At 63.8% G+C, this 14,928-nt stretch carries 13 protein-coding genes; 9 read left to right on the top strand and 4 right to left on the bottom strand.

The window, feature by feature from the left end:
- Positions 1-41: 41 nt before the first annotated feature.
- The 5 genes from Q8K05_RS15090 to Q8K05_RS15070 all read left to right on the top strand — a co-directional run bounded on the left by Q8K05_RS15090 (position 42) and on the right by Q8K05_RS15070 (position 4,558).
- Positions 42-1,331, top strand: a complete 1,290-nt coding sequence (locus Q8K05_RS15090) for an NAD(P)/FAD-dependent oxidoreductase (RefSeq protein ID WP_305247446.1) — start codon at positions 42-44, stop codon at positions 1,329-1,331.
- Entirely contained in the window at positions 1,328-1,582 is a 255-nt protein-coding gene (locus Q8K05_RS15085) for a MoaD/ThiS family protein (protein ID WP_305247445.1), read from the top strand. Before Q8K05_RS15090 ends, Q8K05_RS15085 begins: the two co-directional genes overlap by 4 nt.
- Before the next feature lie 3 nt (positions 1,583-1,585).
- Entirely contained in the window at positions 1,586-1,885 is a 300-nt protein-coding gene (locus Q8K05_RS15080) for a hypothetical protein (protein WP_305247444.1), read from the top strand.
- A 101-nt stretch (positions 1,886-1,986) separates the two neighbouring features.
- On the top strand, positions 1,987-3,282 hold the full coding sequence (locus Q8K05_RS15075) for an acetyl-CoA hydrolase/transferase family protein (protein WP_305247443.1): 1,296 nt from the start codon (positions 1,987-1,989) through the stop codon (positions 3,280-3,282).
- A 97-nt stretch (positions 3,283-3,379) separates the two neighbouring features.
- Positions 3,380-4,558: an ATP-binding protein gene (locus tag Q8K05_RS15070; RefSeq protein ID WP_305247442.1), complete on the top strand. Its 1,179-nt coding sequence runs from the start codon at positions 3,380-3,382 to the stop codon at positions 4,556-4,558.
- A 268-nt stretch (positions 4,559-4,826) separates the two neighbouring features.
- On the opposite strand, the gene bktB is transcribed toward Q8K05_RS15070, so the two are convergent.
- The 4 genes from bktB to Q8K05_RS15050 all read right to left on the bottom strand — a co-directional run bounded on the left by bktB (position 4,827) and on the right by Q8K05_RS15050 (position 10,392).
- Positions 4,827-6,011, bottom strand: a complete 1,185-nt coding sequence (gene bktB, locus Q8K05_RS15065) for a beta-ketothiolase BktB (protein ID WP_305247441.1) — start codon at positions 6,009-6,011, stop codon at positions 4,827-4,829.
- 179 nt (positions 6,012-6,190) lie between these two features.
- Positions 6,191-8,881: a bifunctional acetate--CoA ligase family protein/GNAT family N-acetyltransferase gene (locus tag Q8K05_RS15060; protein ID WP_305247440.1), complete on the bottom strand. Its 2,691-nt coding sequence runs from the start codon at positions 8,879-8,881 to the stop codon at positions 6,191-6,193.
- Between the two features lie 271 nt (positions 8,882-9,152).
- Positions 9,153-9,731, bottom strand: coding sequence for an NADPH-dependent FMN reductase (locus tag Q8K05_RS15055; RefSeq protein WP_305247439.1), 579 nt, complete (start codon positions 9,729-9,731; stop codon positions 9,153-9,155).
- Between the two features lie 34 nt (positions 9,732-9,765).
- Complete coding sequence (locus tag Q8K05_RS15050; protein WP_305247438.1) at positions 9,766-10,392, bottom strand: LysE family translocator; 627 nt, start codon at positions 10,390-10,392, stop codon at positions 9,766-9,768.
- A 292-nt stretch (positions 10,393-10,684) separates the two neighbouring features.
- Here Q8K05_RS15050 and mnmG point away from each other — a divergent pair, with 292 nt between their 5' ends.
- From mnmG to Q8K05_RS15030, 4 genes are all read left to right on the top strand, one after another.
- Positions 10,685-12,679 carry a tRNA uridine-5-carboxymethylaminomethyl(34) synthesis enzyme MnmG gene (gene mnmG, locus Q8K05_RS15045; RefSeq protein ID WP_305247437.1) on the top strand — a complete coding sequence of 665 codons (1,995 nt, stop codon included), beginning with the start codon at positions 10,685-10,687 and terminating at the stop codon, positions 12,677-12,679.
- Positions 12,679-13,341, top strand: coding sequence for a 16S rRNA (guanine(527)-N(7))-methyltransferase RsmG (rsmG, locus tag Q8K05_RS15040; RefSeq protein ID WP_305247436.1), 663 nt, complete (start codon positions 12,679-12,681; stop codon positions 13,339-13,341). Before mnmG ends, rsmG begins: the two co-directional genes overlap by 1 nt.
- A 120-nt stretch (positions 13,342-13,461) precedes the next feature.
- A complete protein-coding gene (locus tag Q8K05_RS15035; RefSeq protein WP_305247435.1) occupies positions 13,462-14,097 on the top strand; it encodes a LysE family transporter in 636 nt (211 codons plus the stop codon).
- 56 nt (positions 14,098-14,153) lie between these two features.
- Positions 14,154-14,924 carry a ParA family protein gene (locus tag Q8K05_RS15030; RefSeq protein ID WP_305247434.1) on the top strand — a complete coding sequence of 257 codons (771 nt, stop codon included), beginning with the start codon at positions 14,154-14,156 and terminating at the stop codon, positions 14,922-14,924.
- Positions 14,925-14,928: the final 4 nt, after the last annotated feature.

Here is a 14,928-nt window from a genome sequence, read left to right as displayed (position 1 = left end):
CTTGCAGGTCCACCCCTTTTTTGATTTTGGAGAACCATTTCATGACCCACCATGTCATTCTGGGCGCAGGCCCGGCCGGTGTGATTGCCGCCGAAACCATCCGCAAGCACGCGCCGCTGGACACCATCACGCTGGTCGGCGACGAAGCGGAGCCGCCGTATTCGCGCATGGCGATTCCCTACCTGTTGATGGGCAACATCGACGAGCGCGGCACCTACCTGCGCAAGGGGCCGTCGCACTTTGCAGATTTGAAGATTAATCAGGTCACGGCCCGCGCCAGCCGTGTGGATGCTGCTGCTAAAACCGTAGTGCTCGACAACGGTGAAACGCTGGTTTTTGACAAACTCTTGGTTGCCACCGGCTCCCTTCCCGCGCGCCCGCCCATTCAGGGCATGGACCTCGCAGGCGTTCACCCCTGCTGGACGCTGGAAGACGCCCGCAAGATCATGGCGCTGGCCCAGCCTGGGGCGCGCGTGCTGCAGATGGGCGCGGGCTTCATCGGCTGCATCATCATGGAAGCGCTCATGCAGCGCGGCGTGCAGCTCAGCGTGGTCGAGATGGGCGACCGCATGGTGCCGCGCATGATGGGCCCGATGGCCGGCGGCATGATCCGTGACTGGTGCGAAACCCAGGGCGTGCAGGTGTTCACCGGCACCCGGGTGGAAGCGATCGAGCCCGGCACGCCGCTCAAGGTGCGCCTGTCCGGCGGGCAGACGGTCGAGGCCGACCTGGTCATCAGCGCCACCGGCGTCAAGCCCAACATTGCCTTTCTGGAACACTCCGGCATCATCTGCCTGCAGGGCGTGCTGACCGACGAACATCTGCAGACCAGCGTGCCCGGCATTTATGCGGCAGGCGACTGCGCCGAGGCCTTTGACAAGGTCAGCGGTAAAACCATCGTCAGCGCCATCCAGCCCAACGCCGCCGAGCAGGCCCGGGTCGCCGCGCTCAACATGGTGGGCCAGCGGGCCGAACTCAAGGGCGTGACCCAGATCAACGTGCTCGATACGCTGGGCCTGATTTCCACCAGCTTTGGCAACTGGGAGGGCGTGCCCGGCGGCGAGCAGGTCGAGCTGACCGACCGCCAGGCCAACGGCGGCAAGGGCCGCCACCTGAGCCTGCAGTTCAAGGACGACGTGCTGGTGGGCTGCAACAGCGTGGGCTGGACCGACCATGTGGGCGTGATGCGCGGCCTGGTCGAAGGCGAAGTCCGCCTCGGCCCCTGGAAAGACACGCTGAAGCACGACCCCACCAAACTGATGGAAGCCTATCTGGCCAGCGCCCAGGCGCAGGGCCAGTGGAGCGGAGCAGCCGACGAGCGGCGGCGATGAAAATCACTTTCAAGCTGTTTGCCACGCTGACGGACTACCTGCCTCAGTCTTCGCGCCGCAGCAACATCGTCGAGCTGGAGGTGGCGCCCGACGCCACCATCAGCCAGATCATCGAGCCCTACGGCCTGCCGCCCAAGCTGGTGCACCTGGTGCTGGTCAACGGCCGCTACATAGCGCCCGAGCTGCGCCTGAGCACCACGCTAAGCGAGGGCGACGTGCTGGCGATCTGGCCGCCGATTGCGGGCGGCTAGGGCGTGCAGTCGCATTACCCTGAACAGTTCGAGCGCGACATGGGCTGCACTGAAGCCGAATGGCTGGGCTGGCTGCCGGCGGCCCTCGGTGACAACGCCTGGCAGCGCGATGGGGCTTTCGTGCAGGTGACGATTGACCCGGGCACGCTGCGGATCGACTGGCAACAGGCCGAGCCCCGGGTGCTGGGCCAAGCCCGCATTCCGCGCCTGCTGGTGCGCTTTGCCTTTTCGGGGCTGGATGCGGACCAGCGCTACGTCTTCATGAAGCGCTTTGACCTGTATATGCAGCGCGGCGGCGGCTGATTTGGGCGCAGGTCGGTCTTTGTCAGGTGTTTGGGGCGACGCTTATTTGATAATCAATAATTATCCAAAGTCACCCACGCCACCTGAAACAGAAAGCCGCCATGTCCGCACAGACCCTGTACCAGCAAAAACGCATGTCCGCCGCCGACGCCATTGCGGTCGTCATGAATGGCGACACGATTGTGGTGCCCACGGCGGTAGGCGAGCCGCCCGCCTTGCTGACGGCGCTGTCGGATGCCAGGCTGGCCTACCGCAATGTGCGCATTTCGCAAATTTTGCCGGTCCGCAAGTACGGCTATTTCGACGCCGAGACCACCGAACATGTCCGGCACATTGCCTATTTTTTCAGCGGCATCTCGCGCGCCGGCGGCCAGGAAGGCTGGACCGACTTCATTCCGGCCAATTTTTCCGAGCTGCCCGAGCTGATCACGCGCAAGCTGATTCCGGCCGATGTCGTGTTTTCCATGGCGTCGCCGATGGACGAGCACGGCTTTTTCTCGCTGTCGCTGGCGCCCGACTACACCATGGCCGCGATCGGGCAGGCCCGGGCCGTGGTGCTCGAAGTCAACCCCCATGTGCCGTTTGCCAACGGCAACTGTCACATCCATGTGTCGCAGGTAGCGGCGCTCACCGAAAGTGAGGAACCACTTCTGGAAGTCGGTCTGCCCAGGATCGGGCCGGTGCAGGAAGCCATAGGCCGCTACGTGGCCGACATGATCCCGGACGGCGCGACGCTGCAGATCGGTTATGGCGGCATTCCGGATGCGGTGGTGATGCAGCTGACCGACAAGCATGACCTCGGCATTCACACCGAAATGATTGGCGACGGCATCATGAGTCTGGTCGAGGCCGGCGTGGTCACCAACCGCAAAAAGAACTACCAGAACGGCAAGATGCTGGCCACCTTTGCCCTGGGCTCCAAGAAGCTGTACCAGTTCCTGCACCGCAACCCGGCGGTGGAGATGCACCCGGTCGGTTTCACCAACGATCCCTACCTGGCCGGCCAGAACGACAACCTGCACGCCATCAACGCCACCATGCAGATCGACTTCATGGGCCAGTGCGGCTCGGAAAGCCTGGGCTCTGCGCCTTACTCTGGCACTGGCGGCCAGACCGACTTTGTGCGCGCCGCCAACCGCTCCAACGGCGGCAAGGCCTTCATCGTGCTGCCTTCGACCGCCAAGCACGACACCCTCTCGCGCATCGTGCCCAGCCTGTCCGCCGGCACGCACCAGTCGACCAGCAAAAACGACATCAACTACGTGGTGACCGAGTTCGGCGTGGCCCAGCTGCGCGGCAAAACCGCCCACCAGCGCTGCGAAGCACTGATCAGCATCGCGCACCCCGACTTCCGGGGGGAGCTGCGCGAAGCGGCCAAGAAGATGAAGTTGCTGTGATCTGAGTGTTACACGTGGGTGTGTGCGGGGTGAATTTGAATGCTTCGACATTTATTTAACATTGCAAAAAGTACATCGTGACTCCATAATTGCATTAATGTTTGACAGATTCATTACCCAGAAAATGCAGCAAGCGCTTCGCAGTACGCCCGCCGTGGTGCTGCTGGGTCCTCGCCAGATTGGCAAAACCACGCTGGCGCTGAGCCTGGCGCGACCTGATGGCATGTACCTTGACCTTGCATCCCCCGAGGACCGCAGCAAGCTGAGCAATGTCGAGCAGTATCTGCGTGCCCAGCAAGACCGCTTGGTGGTGCTGGACGAGGTGCAACGCCTGCCCACCTTGTTTGAGCCTCTGCGCGGGCTGATTGACCACGCCCGGCGCAATCCGCACGGTGGCCGTAAAACCGGCCTGTATTTGCTGCTGGGTTCCGCCTCGCTCGACCTGATCCAGCACAGCAGCGAGACGCTGGCGGGCCGTGTGGCGTTCATGGAGTTGAGCGGCCTGCACCGCCTGGAAGTGCCCCCATCGCTTTGGGACGACTTGTGGCTGCGCGGCGGATTTCCTGAATCACTCACGGCCGATACCCTGGCAGACAGCGTGCGCTGGCGGCGCGACTTCACGCGCACCTACCTGGAGCGCGACGTCGCGCAGTTTGCGCCCCGCATCGCTGCCGAGATGTTGCGCCGCTTCTGGACCATGCTGGCGCACCTGCAGGCCAGTACCGTGAACGTCGCGCAACTGGCGCGCAACCTGGGCGTGGACACACGCACCGCTGGCGGTTACCTGGATTTGTTGACCGATTTGCTGCTTGTCCGAAGGCTTGGCCCGTGGCACAGCGACCAGGGCAAGCGTCTGGTGAAGTCGCCGAAAATCTACATCCGCGACAGCGGACTGCTGCACAGCCTGCTGGGCATCACCGACATGGACAGCTTGCTGTCGCATCCCGTCGTCGGCGCCAGCTGGGAAGGCCACGTGGTTGAAAGCCTGCTGGCCGTGGCCCCTTCAGACGTCACACCCAGCTTTTACCGCAGCAGCGCCGGCGCGGAAATTGATTTGCTGCTGACCTGGCCCAACGGCGAGCACTGGGCCATCGAAGTCAAGCGCAGCACCACCCCCAAAGTAGAGCGCGGCTTTTACAGCGCATGCGATGACATCCAGCCGGTTAAAAAATGGGTGATTTACCCCGGCGCTGAGGCCTACCCGCTGCACGACGGCGTAGAGGCGATGCCGCTGCACATTGCGATGAAGGAACTGGCGGACAGACGCGGTAGTTGAGACCGGAAGTTATGTAACTACTCAGGTAGTCCGCCATTCAAGACGAGGTTTCTTAAAACTTCCGTCATGCCCGCGAAGGCGGGCATCCAGCGTGCGGCACTGGCCTGGATGAGCGCCGCAACTGGGTTCCCGTCTACACGGGAACGATGGAAATACCACCCACCTGAATAGTTACTTTTCTTGAACGAAAAACGCCTCCTGCCCTTTTATATCGGGCAGGAGGCGCTATGAATAGCGTAGCGTAGCGTTACGGCGCTAATTTCTTAAATCAGACCCGCTCAAAAATCGCCGCAATACCCTGGCCGCCGCCGATGCACATGGTCACCAGCGCGTAGCGGCCCTGAACGCGTTCGAGCTCGTGCAGGGCTTTCACGGTGATCAGCGCGCCGGTGGCGCCAATCGGGTGGCCGAGCGAAATGCCGGAGCCGTTGGGGTTGACCTTGGCCGGGTCCAGGCCGAGGTCGCGCGTGACGGCGCAGGCCTGAGCAGCGAAGGCTTCGTTGGCTTCGATCACGTCGAGGTCCTTGACCGTCAAACCGGCTTTTTTCAGCGCCAGCTGGGTCGCGGGTACGGGACCAATGCCCATGTACCTGGGGTCGACGCCGGCATGGGCGTAGGCGACCAGGCGGGCCAGCGGTTTGAGGCCACGCGCCTTGGCGGTGCCGGCTTCCATCAGCACCACGGCGGCGGCGGCGTCGTTGATGCCGGAGGCGTTGCCGGCGGTGACGGTGCCGTTTTCCTGGATGAACACGGGCTTGAGCTTGGCCATGTCGGCCAGCGTGCAGTTGGGGCGGTAATGCTCGTCGGTGTCGTAGGCGACCTCGCCTTTGCGGCTTTTCAGCATCACGGGCACGATCTGGTCCTTGAAGTAGCCGGCCTCGATGGCGCGCTGGGCGCGGTTGTGGCTTTCAACGGCCAGCGCGTCCTGGTCTTCGCGGGTAATGCCCCATTTGGCGGCGATGTTCTCTGCCGTCACGCCCATGTGGATGGTGTGAAACGGGTCGTGCAGGGCGCCGACCACCATGTCTATCATCTTGGTGTCGCCCATGCGGGCACCGAAGCGGGTGCTCAGGCTGGCGTAGGGGCCGCGGCTCATGTTTTCAGCGCCGCCGCCAATGGCGATGTCGGCGTCGCCCAGCAAAATGCTCTGGCTGGCCGAAATGATGGCCTGCAGGCCGGAGCCGCACAGGCGGTTGACGTTGAAGGCGGGCGTGCCTTCGGCGCAGCCGCCGTTGATGGCTGCAACGCGCGACAAATACATGTCCTTGGGTTCGGTGTTGACGACATGGCCGAACACGACATGGCCGACGTCCTTGCCGCCGACGTTGGCGCGCGCCAGCGATTCGCGCACCACCAGCGCGGCCAGTTCGGTGGGCGGGCTGTCCTTGAGGCTGCCGCCAAAGGTGCCAATGGCGGTGCGCACACCGCTCACAATTACGACTTCACGGGTCATGGGTCTCTCCTGGTGTTGAAAATGGGTTGCCTGCAGTGTGGCCCGGATTGTCTACAGCGGGCTGACGCCGCAGGGACTGGCCGGTGCTTTTTTCATGATAAAAAGTGCCGTTAGCCCAATAAATACGGGGATTGGTAGCTATTAAATAAAGAGCAAACAGCAAGGTGGGCGACGCGCGCTCACAGCGCGTGCGTCACGAGCTTGAAATCGGGGTCTTCGGCAAACGGCTTGACGCTAAAGCCGAGGCTGCGCATGAGCTTGAGCATGCCGGGGTTGTTGGCCAGCACCAGGCCGTCCATCTCGCTCAGCCCCTTGTCGCGCGCGACGTCCATGATGCTTTGCATCAGGCGCGAACCCAGGCCCTTGCCGTTGAAGTCGTCGGCCACCACCAGCGCGAATTCGCAACTGGCGCGGTCTGGATTGGTGATGTAGCGTGACACGCCGACGATGCGCTCGGTCCCCGAGATCTCGCCGTCCGGCCCGGCGCTGCGCTCCTTGAAGACGGCGACCAGCGCCATTTCGCGGTCGTAGTCGATCAGCGTGAAGCGCGCCAGCATGGCCGGCGGCAGCTCGATCAGCGAGGATACGAAGCGGAAATAGCGGCTCTGGGGCGACAGCTTGTGCACCAGCTCCTGCAGCATCTGGGCGTCGTCCGGGTGAACCGGGCGCACCGTGTATTCGCCGCCGCCGCGCAGCGGCCAGACATGCTCGTAGCGCGCCGGGTAGGGCAGGATGGCCAGGTGGTTGTAGTTGTTGGCGTGACCACTGGCCGCTTGCGGCACGTTGTGGATGACGATGCGGGCATCGACGGCCACCGCGCCCGACTCGTCAACGATGAGGGGGTTGATGTCCATCTCGCGCAGCTGGGGCAGCTCGCACACCATCTCGGACACGCGCAGCAGCACCTGCTCCATCGCCTCCCGGTTGACGGCGCTGGCACCGCGCCACTCGCCCAGTGTTTCGGCCACGCGGGCGCGTTCGATCAGGCGGCGCGCCAGAAACTGGTTGAGCGGCGGCAGTTCCATGGCGCGGTCGTCGATCAGCTCGATCATGGTGCCGCCCGCGCCGAACGCGATCACCGGGCCAAACGGTTCGTCGGTGACCAGGCCGATGTAGATTTCGCGGCCGCGCCGGTGACGCGCCATGTTCTGCACCGTCACGCCGTTGATATGGGCCTTGGGCAGCAGCCGGGTCACGCGCTGCAGCATGTCGCTGTAGCTGTCGCGCACGCTGGCGGCATTCATGACGTTGAGGATCACGCCCTGCACGTCGGACTTGTGGCTGATGTCGGGCGAATCGATCTTGAGCGCCACCGGAAAGCCCAGCTGCGTGGCAATCATCATGGCCTCGTTGGCGCTGCGCGCCAAAATGGTTTTGGTGACCGGGATGTGAAACGCGGCGAGCAGGGTCTTGGACTCCATCTCGGTCAGCACCGTGCGGCGCTCGGCCAGCACGTTTTCAATCACCAGGCGCGCGCCCTCGATGTCGGGCTTGGCCAGCGTGGACAGGGGCGGCGGGGTTTGCTGCAGCAGCAGCTGGTTTTGATAAAACGACGCGATGTTGCCAAAGGCGCCGACGGCGGCCTCGGGCGTGCGAAAGCTGGGAATGGCGGCGTCGTTCAGAATGCCGCGCGCCGCAACGACCGACGAGTCGCCCATCCAGCACGACAGCAGCGGCTTGCCCATGGTGCGCTTGACCTCGGCCAGCGCGCGCGCCACCTCGGCCGGGTCGGCCCCGGCCTTGGGCGAGTAAATCGCCAGCACGCCGTCGATCTCGCGGTCTTTGCCGGCCGCTTCGATGGCCGCCTGGTAGTGGCCGGGGCTGGCCTCTTCGGACAGGTCGATCAGGTCCACCAGCGAAGCGAGTTCGGGCAGCAGTGGCTTCAGGGCGCTGACCGATTTGGGCGAGAGGCGGCCCAGCTGCAGGAAGATTTCATTGACCCAGTCGGCCGCCAGCACGCCGGGCCCGCCGCCGTTGGTGACGATGGCCAGGCGCTTGCCGACCGGACGGTAGCGCGATGCCAGGCATTTGGCCGCCGAGAACAGCTCGACAAACGAGCGCACCCGCACCGCACCGGCGCGGCGCAGGGCGGCGTCAAATACGTCGTCGCTGCCGACGATGGCGCCGCTGTGGGTCTGTGCCGCTTCGTTGCCCGCCGGTTTGCGGCCGGCCTTGAGCACCACCACCGGCTTGGCATTGGCGGCCGAGCGCAGCGCGCTCATGAAGCCGCGCGCGTTGGAGATGCCTTCAAGGTAGACGACGATGCTCTGGGTCTGCGCATCGTTGGCCAGAAAGTCCAGCACCTGGGCAATGTCCACCGAGGTGTTGGGCCCGAGTGACACGACGGACGAAAACCCGACCGCGTTGTTGCTGGCCCAGTCAAGAATCGAGGAGGTCAGCGCACCGGATTGCGACACCAGCGCCAGCGAGCCGGCCCGCGCCAGCGGACCGGCCGCGCTGGCATTGAGTTGCAGTAGCGGGCGCTGCAGCCCCAAGCCGTTGGGGCCCAGCAGATAGACGCCCTCGCGGCGCGCAATTTTTTTGAGTTCGTCGGCCTGGTCCGCGCTGATGCCGCTGGAGATCACCAGTGCCGCGCGGCAGGTCATGCGGCCCGCAATTTCGAGCGCGGCGGCCACATCCTTGGGCGGCAGCGCAATGATGGCCAGATCGGCCCGCGACTGCGCCAGGTCGGCCAGCGTGCCGCTGGTGTGGATGTCCAGAAAGGTCAGGGTGCCGGTGTAGCGCTGGGCCCTTAGCGCCACGTGCAGCGCCCTGGCCTGCGGAGTCTGGCTGGCCGGGTCTTCGGCCTGGCCGGCAAAGACCACGATGGACTCGGGGCAGAAAAGGGGCGTGAGGTAGTGTTTATCCATGAAGGCTTCCTGTCTCCGTCTGGCGCTCAGTCGGCATGGGTGATGCAGGCAGGCAGCAAATCAGTCTCCTTGGTGCCGTTCTCGCGACTCCGGTCAGATACATTGCCAAGTCTATGCCGGGCTGCGCCCGAATGCCTTGATGCAGCGCAATTTTTCCGTGCAAGTGCGGCGCTGGCCATTGATTTTATAAGGTGAAAAGTGCTTCTTGCTCCCTGAATACGGGTGCTTATAGCTATGAAAAAAATAGCAACAAGTCGCCCGGGAATGACGTTTAAACGGCCAGCCGCCGGGCCGCGAACAGCACCTGGTCCAGCACCGCCTGCACGCTCTTGCGGTGGGCGTCCTGGCGCAGCTGGCCGTCGGCATCAAACGCATCGCCCGCGCTGCCCAGCGCAAATGCGGTGGGCGCCACCCAGCACTGCAGGTTGACCAGCAGCGGCACCAGGTGGCTTTGCGAACGCAGGCCGCCCAGCGCGCCGGGAGAGGCGCTGAGCAGACCCACCACCTTGCCGCGGAAGGACTTCAATCCGTCCTGCCAGACCGGGTCGTTCTTGACCGGCCTGGAGGCCCAGTCGATGGTGTTTTTGAGCAGCGCGGTGTAGCTGCCGTTGTATTCGGGCGAGCAGATGAGCCAAGCCGGGTGAGCCTGCATTATTTCTTTAAGCTTCATCACGTCGGGCGGCGTGCCCCGCGCTTCCAGGTCGGCGTTGTACAGGGGAATGTCAAAGTCAGCCAGTTCGAGGTGGGTGACCTCGGCGCCGCTGGCGCGTGCCAGCGTTGCCGCAGCCTGGGCCAGCTGCCGGTTGAAGGAGTTCAGGCGGGTGCTGCCTGCAAAGACCAGAAGTTTCATAGGGCGCTTTAAAAGGAAGGGATGGAAAAAATGGCTAGCGCTCGGACAGGGCCAGGCGGACGGCCAGGCCCAGAAAGACGATGCCGGCCAGCCAGTTCAAGGCCTGCTGCGCCCGCGCTGACCGCTGCAGGGCCTGTCCCAGCGACGCGGCAAACCAGGCGATGGCGCCAAACGTCAGCAGCGTGGCCAGCATGAACACCGCGCCCAGCCAGACAATTTGCAGGCCGATGCGGCCCTGCGCCGGGTCCACGAACTGCGGCAGAAAGGCCAGGAAGAAGATCACCACCTTGGGATTGCTCAGGTTCATGAGCACGCCGCGCCGGTACATCTGCGCGTCGCCCGGGGTCGCTGCCTGCGGGGCGGCCGCGCTGCCCGTGGGCGCGCGAAACGCTTGCCACGCCAGATTAGCGAGGTAGGCTGCGCCGCCCAGTTTCAGCGCCGTGAAGGCGGTGAGCGAGGCGGCAAACACCGCCGCCAGTCCCAGTGCCACGGCGGCGGTGTGCACCAGCAGGCCGGTGCACAGGCCCAGCACCACGAACAGGCCGGCGCGCCGCCCGCGCAGCGCGGACTGCATCAGCACAAACACATTGTCAGGACCGGGCGACAGGCCGAGCAGGACGGAAACGCCAAAAAAGGCGATGAAGGTGTCGGGTGAAGGCATGGCGGTGTTGAATGGGTCGGAACAGGCCTAGCGTAACCCGAAGAAGGCCGGGCGTGCGGACTGTGCCCCTGCTACACAGGGTTTGCTTCAACTCGGTAAAATGGAGAGCTTGCTGCGCGCTGGCACCGGCGCTTGGCGCAGACTCGGCCCCGCAGGGCTGGGCGATGTTGCCGCCTTCATCGGGGTGCTACTCCCCGTGCATTCGACCCCCCGAAAACCTGAAGGCCTGAAAATGGGCACCCAGGCAGGGCCCCGGTCGCCGGTCCGACAACTGAATTGATAGAGGCTTGAAATGTTTTACCCCCAAGAATTTGACGTGATCGTGGTCGGTGGTGGTCACGCGGGCACCGAGGCCGCGCTGGCGGCCGCCCGCATGGGCTGCAAGACGCTGCTGCTGAGCCACAACATCGAGACGCTGGGCCAGATGAGCTGCAACCCGTCGATAGGCGGGATTGGCAAGGGCCACCTGGTGAAAGAAGTGGACGCCATGGGCGGCGCCATGGCGCTGGCCACCGACGAGGGCGGCATCCAGTTCCGTATCTTGAACAGCTCGAAGGGCCCGGCCGTGCGCGCCACCCGGGCGCAGGCCGACCGCATTTTGTACAAGGCCGCGATCAGGCGCATGTTGGAGAACCAGCCCAACCTGTGGCTGTTCCAGCAGGCGGTCGATGACCTGATGGTCGAAGGCGAGCGCGTGGTGGGCGCCGTGACGCAGATCGGCATCAAGTTTCGCGCGCGCACCGTGGTGCTGACGGCCGGGACTTTTCTGGATGGAAAAATTCATGTGGGGCTCAACAACTATGCAGCGGGCAGGGCTGGCGACCCGCCGGCCGTTTCGCTCAGCAGCAGGCTCAAAGAGCTCAAGCTGCCGCAGGGCCGGCTGAAAACCGGCACGCCGCCGCGCCTGGACGGCCGCTCGATTGACTTCAGCAAGTGCACGGTGCAGCCGGGCGACGGCATGCCGGGCGGCACCGCCGGGCCGGTGCCGGTGTTCAGCTTCATGGGCGGCGCCATTCCACATCCGCAGCAGATGCCGTGCTGGATCACCCATACCAACGAACGAACGCACGACATCATCCGTTCCGGCTTTGACCGCAGCCCGATGTTCACCGGCAAGATTGACGGCGTGGGACCGCGCTACTGCCCGAGCGTGGAAGACAAGATCAACCGCTTTGCGGGCAAGGACAGCCACCAGATTTTCCTGGAGCCCGAGGGCCTGACGACCCACGAGATTTACCCCAACGGCATCTCGACCAGCCTGCCGTTTGACATCCAGTACGCGCTGGTGCGCTCGATGGCGGGCATGGAGAATGCCCATATTTTGCGGCCCGGCTATGCGATTGAGTATGACTACTTTGACCCGCGCGCGCTCAAGAGCAGCTTTGAAACCCGGGCCATCAGCGGGCTGTTTTTTGCCGGCCAGATCAACGGCACGACAGGCTACGAAGAGGCCGCAGCCCAGGGCATGTTTGCCGGCATCAACGCCGCGTTGCAGTGCCAGGGCAAGGATGCCTGGCTGCCGCGCCGTGACGAGGCCTATCTGGGTGTGCTGGTGGACGACCTGATCACCAAGGGCGTGACCGAGCCCTACCGCATGTTTACCAGCCGGGCCGAGTTCCGCCTGATGCTGCGCGAAGACAACGCCGACATGCGCCTGACCGAAAAAGGCCGCGAACTGGGCCTGGTCGATGACGCGCGCTGGGACGCCTTCAACCGCAAGCGCGATGCTGTTTCACGTGAAACACAGCGGCTGCGCTCGCTCTGGATCAACCCCAACAACCTGCCGGTGGCCGAAGCCGAGCGCGTGCTGGGCAAGGCCATTGAGCGCGAATACAACCTGGCCGATTTGCTGCGCCGACCCGATGTGAGCTACGCCGGGCTGATGTCGCTGAACGAAGGCCAGTATGCCAACCCCGATATTGCGCTGGAGGAGGGTGATGTTTCACGTGAAACATCCCTTTCTGCAGAGCTGGCCCGGAGCGTGATTGAACAGCTTGAAATCACGGCCAAATACGCCGGCTACATTGACCAGCAGAAAATCGAGGTCGAACGCACCTCGCAGTATGAAAACCTCAAGCTGCCCGCCGACCTCGATTACCTGCAGGTCTCGGCCCTGAGCTTCGAGGCACGGCAGACGCTGGCCAAGCACCGGCCTGAAACGCTGGGGCTGGCTTCGCGCATCCAGGGTGTCACGCCCGCCACCGTGTCGTTGCTGCTGGTGCACCTGAAAAAGAACCTGTGGAAAAACACGACGCCGGTCGTGGCCACCGAACAGGGCCAGGCCTGATGCGCGCCGCATTGTTGGCGGGCCTGCAGGCGCTGCAGCTGGACCTGAGCGAGTACCAGGTCAGCCAGCTGCTGGACTACCAGGCGCTGATTGCCAAGTGGACCAAGGTCTATAACCTGACGGCCGTGCGCGACCCGGCGGAAATGCTGACGCATCATCTGCTCGACAGCCTGGCCGCCATCAGGCCCTTGCAGCGTCATTTGGAGCATGCTGGCCTGGCGCAGGGCAGTCGCCTGCTTGACGTGGGCTCGGGCGCCGGTTTGCCCGGCGTGGTGATTGCGATCTGCTGCCCCGCTGTGGCCGTGACCTGCGTCGATACCGTTGCCAAAAAAGCCGCCTTCATCAAGCAGGCGGCGCTGGCCCTGAAGCTGCCTAACCTCACGGGCCTGCATGCGCGCGTGGAAAGCATCACGCAGCCGTTTGACGTGGTCTGCTCGCGGGCCTTCGCCTCGCTGGCTGACTTCACGCAGTGGTCGGTGGATGCGCTGGCACCGCAGGGCGTCTGGATGGCCATGAAGGGCAAGCACCCGGCCAATGAATTGACCTTGTTGCCGCCCGGCATCGAACTGTTTCACGTGGAACAACTGCAGGTCCCCGGGCTGGACGCGGAACGCTGCATGGTCTGGCTGCGGCGCAAGGCACCGGCCCTGCCTGAAAAGTAAGCGCCAAAACTGGAGCCATGGCCATGCGGCACAGCCGCATGGCCTGCAATAGGCGCAAATACACGGCGTGAGCCGCGCACCCTGTCGTAAACTCAAGCGCTCTAGCTCTTGGGGAATTTCATGCTGGGTCTCTCTGCCAGTGTCGCCGGTGTCGCCGACTACGGCGCCTTTGTCGCCGCCATCATCATTTTTCTGCTGATTCCCGGGCCCGGCAACCTTGCGTTGATCACCTCCACCGGCAAGGGCGGCATTGCGGGCGGCATGGCCGCCACCCTGGGCGTCATTGCCGGCGACCAGGTCTTGCTCTGGTCTGCCGTGGCCGGCGTGTCGGCCGTGATGGCCGCTTACCCGGCTGCCTTTCATGTCGTGCAGTGGATGGGGGCGGCCTACTTGGCCTGGATGGGCTTCAAAATGCTGCTGGCCAAGGCCGGCGATGCGCCCATCCTGCTGATCAGGCCGCGCCACTACGCGCGTCAGGCGCTGCTGATCACGCTGCTCAATCCCAAGGCGATTGTGTTTTACATGGCTTTTTTCCCCTTGTTCGTGGACCCGGCCCGGCACCAGGGCCTGAAAACGTTTGGCGTGATGGCCGCGACCATTGCGGCGCTGACCTTTCTGTATGGCCTGATTGCCGTGCTGCTGACCTACACCCTGGCCGAGCGCATCCGGGCCAGCCCCCGGATTTTGGCCACGCTTGAAAAAACCGCAGGCGTGTTTTTGATCGCCTTTGGCATCAAGCTGGCCATTTCCAGGTAAACCCCTTCCGACTGCCGACTGCCGACTTCCGACTACCCGCAAAGAAAAAGAACCACATGGCCAAAATATTCTGCGTTGCCAACCAAAAGGGCGGGGTCGGCAAAACTACCACCACCGTCAATCTGGCGGCGGGGCTGGCCAAGGTCGGCCAGCGCGTGCTGATGATTGACCTGGACCCGCAGGGCAACGCCACCATGGGCTCGGGCGTGGACAAGCGCAAGCTTGAACTCACGGTCTACGACGTGCTGCTCGAATCGGCCAGCGTCGCGGAGGCCCGCGTGCACAGCGAGAAGTGCGGCTACGACGTGCTGGGCGCCAACCGCGAGCTGACCGGCGCCGAGATTGAACTGGTGCCGCTGGAGCGCCGGGAAAAGCGCCTCAAGCAGGCTTTGCTGGAGGTGGATAAAGACTACGATTTCGTGCTGATTGACTGCCCGCCCTCGCTCTCCATGCTCACGCTCAACGGTCTGTGCTGCGCCAACGGCGTGATTGTGCCGATGCAGTGCGAGTACTTTGCGCTCGAAGGCCTGACCGATCTGGTCAACACCATCAAGCAGGTGCATGCCAACCTCAACAAGGACTTGCAGATCATCGGCTTGCTGCGCGTGATGTTTGACCCCCGCATCACGCTGCAGCAGCAAGTCAGCGAGCAGCTCAAGGATCACTTTGGCAGCAAGGTATTCAACACCATGATCCCGCGTAATGTGCGGTTGGCTGAAGCGCCCAGCTACGGCTTGCCCGGCGTGATTTTTGATCCGTCGTCCAAGGGCGCGCAGGCCTTTATTGTTTTTGCCCACGAAATGGTGGAGCGTATCAAGGGCATGTGACGTC

Source organism: Polaromonas sp., from assembly GCF_030682935.1.
Taxonomy (GTDB): domain Bacteria; phylum Pseudomonadota; class Gammaproteobacteria; order Burkholderiales; family Burkholderiaceae_C; genus Polaromonas.
Note: the sequence above shows the minus strand (reverse complement) of the source record. Positions and strands in the feature narration are given on the sequence as shown.

What these genes read in the sequence shown, in the direction of transcription:
- Q8K05_RS15090 (WP_305247446.1), top strand. Translation starts at nt 42, where the DNA reads ATGACCCACCATGTCATTCTGGGCGCAGGCCCGGCCGGTGTGATTGCC.
- Q8K05_RS15085 (WP_305247445.1), top strand. Translation starts at nt 1,328, where the DNA reads ATGAAAATCACTTTCAAGCTGTTTGCCACGCTGACGGACTACCTGCCT.
- Q8K05_RS15075 (WP_305247443.1), top strand. Translation starts at nt 1,987, where the DNA reads ATGTCCGCACAGACCCTGTACCAGCAAAAACGCATGTCCGCCGCCGAC.
- Q8K05_RS15070 (WP_305247442.1), top strand. Translation starts at nt 3,380, where the DNA reads ATGTTTGACAGATTCATTACCCAGAAAATGCAGCAAGCGCTTCGCAGT.
- bktB (WP_305247441.1), bottom strand. Translation starts at nt 6,011, where the DNA reads ATGACCCGTGAAGTCGTAATTGTGAGCGGTGTGCGCACCGCCATTGGC.
- Q8K05_RS15060 (WP_305247440.1), bottom strand. Translation starts at nt 8,881, where the DNA reads ATGGATAAACACTACCTCACGCCCCTTTTCTGCCCCGAGTCCATCGTG.
- Q8K05_RS15055 (WP_305247439.1), bottom strand. Translation starts at nt 9,731, where the DNA reads ATGAAACTTCTGGTCTTTGCAGGCAGCACCCGCCTGAACTCCTTCAAC.
- Q8K05_RS15050 (WP_305247438.1), bottom strand. Translation starts at nt 10,392, where the DNA reads ATGCCTTCACCCGACACCTTCATCGCCTTTTTTGGCGTTTCCGTCCTG.
- mnmG (WP_305247437.1), top strand. Translation starts at nt 10,685, where the DNA reads ATGTTTTACCCCCAAGAATTTGACGTGATCGTGGTCGGTGGTGGTCAC.
- rsmG (WP_305247436.1), top strand. Translation starts at nt 12,679, where the DNA reads ATGCGCGCCGCATTGTTGGCGGGCCTGCAGGCGCTGCAGCTGGACCTG.
- Q8K05_RS15035 (WP_305247435.1), top strand. Translation starts at nt 13,462, where the DNA reads ATGCTGGGTCTCTCTGCCAGTGTCGCCGGTGTCGCCGACTACGGCGCC.
- Q8K05_RS15030 (WP_305247434.1), top strand. Translation starts at nt 14,154, where the DNA reads ATGGCCAAAATATTCTGCGTTGCCAACCAAAAGGGCGGGGTCGGCAAA.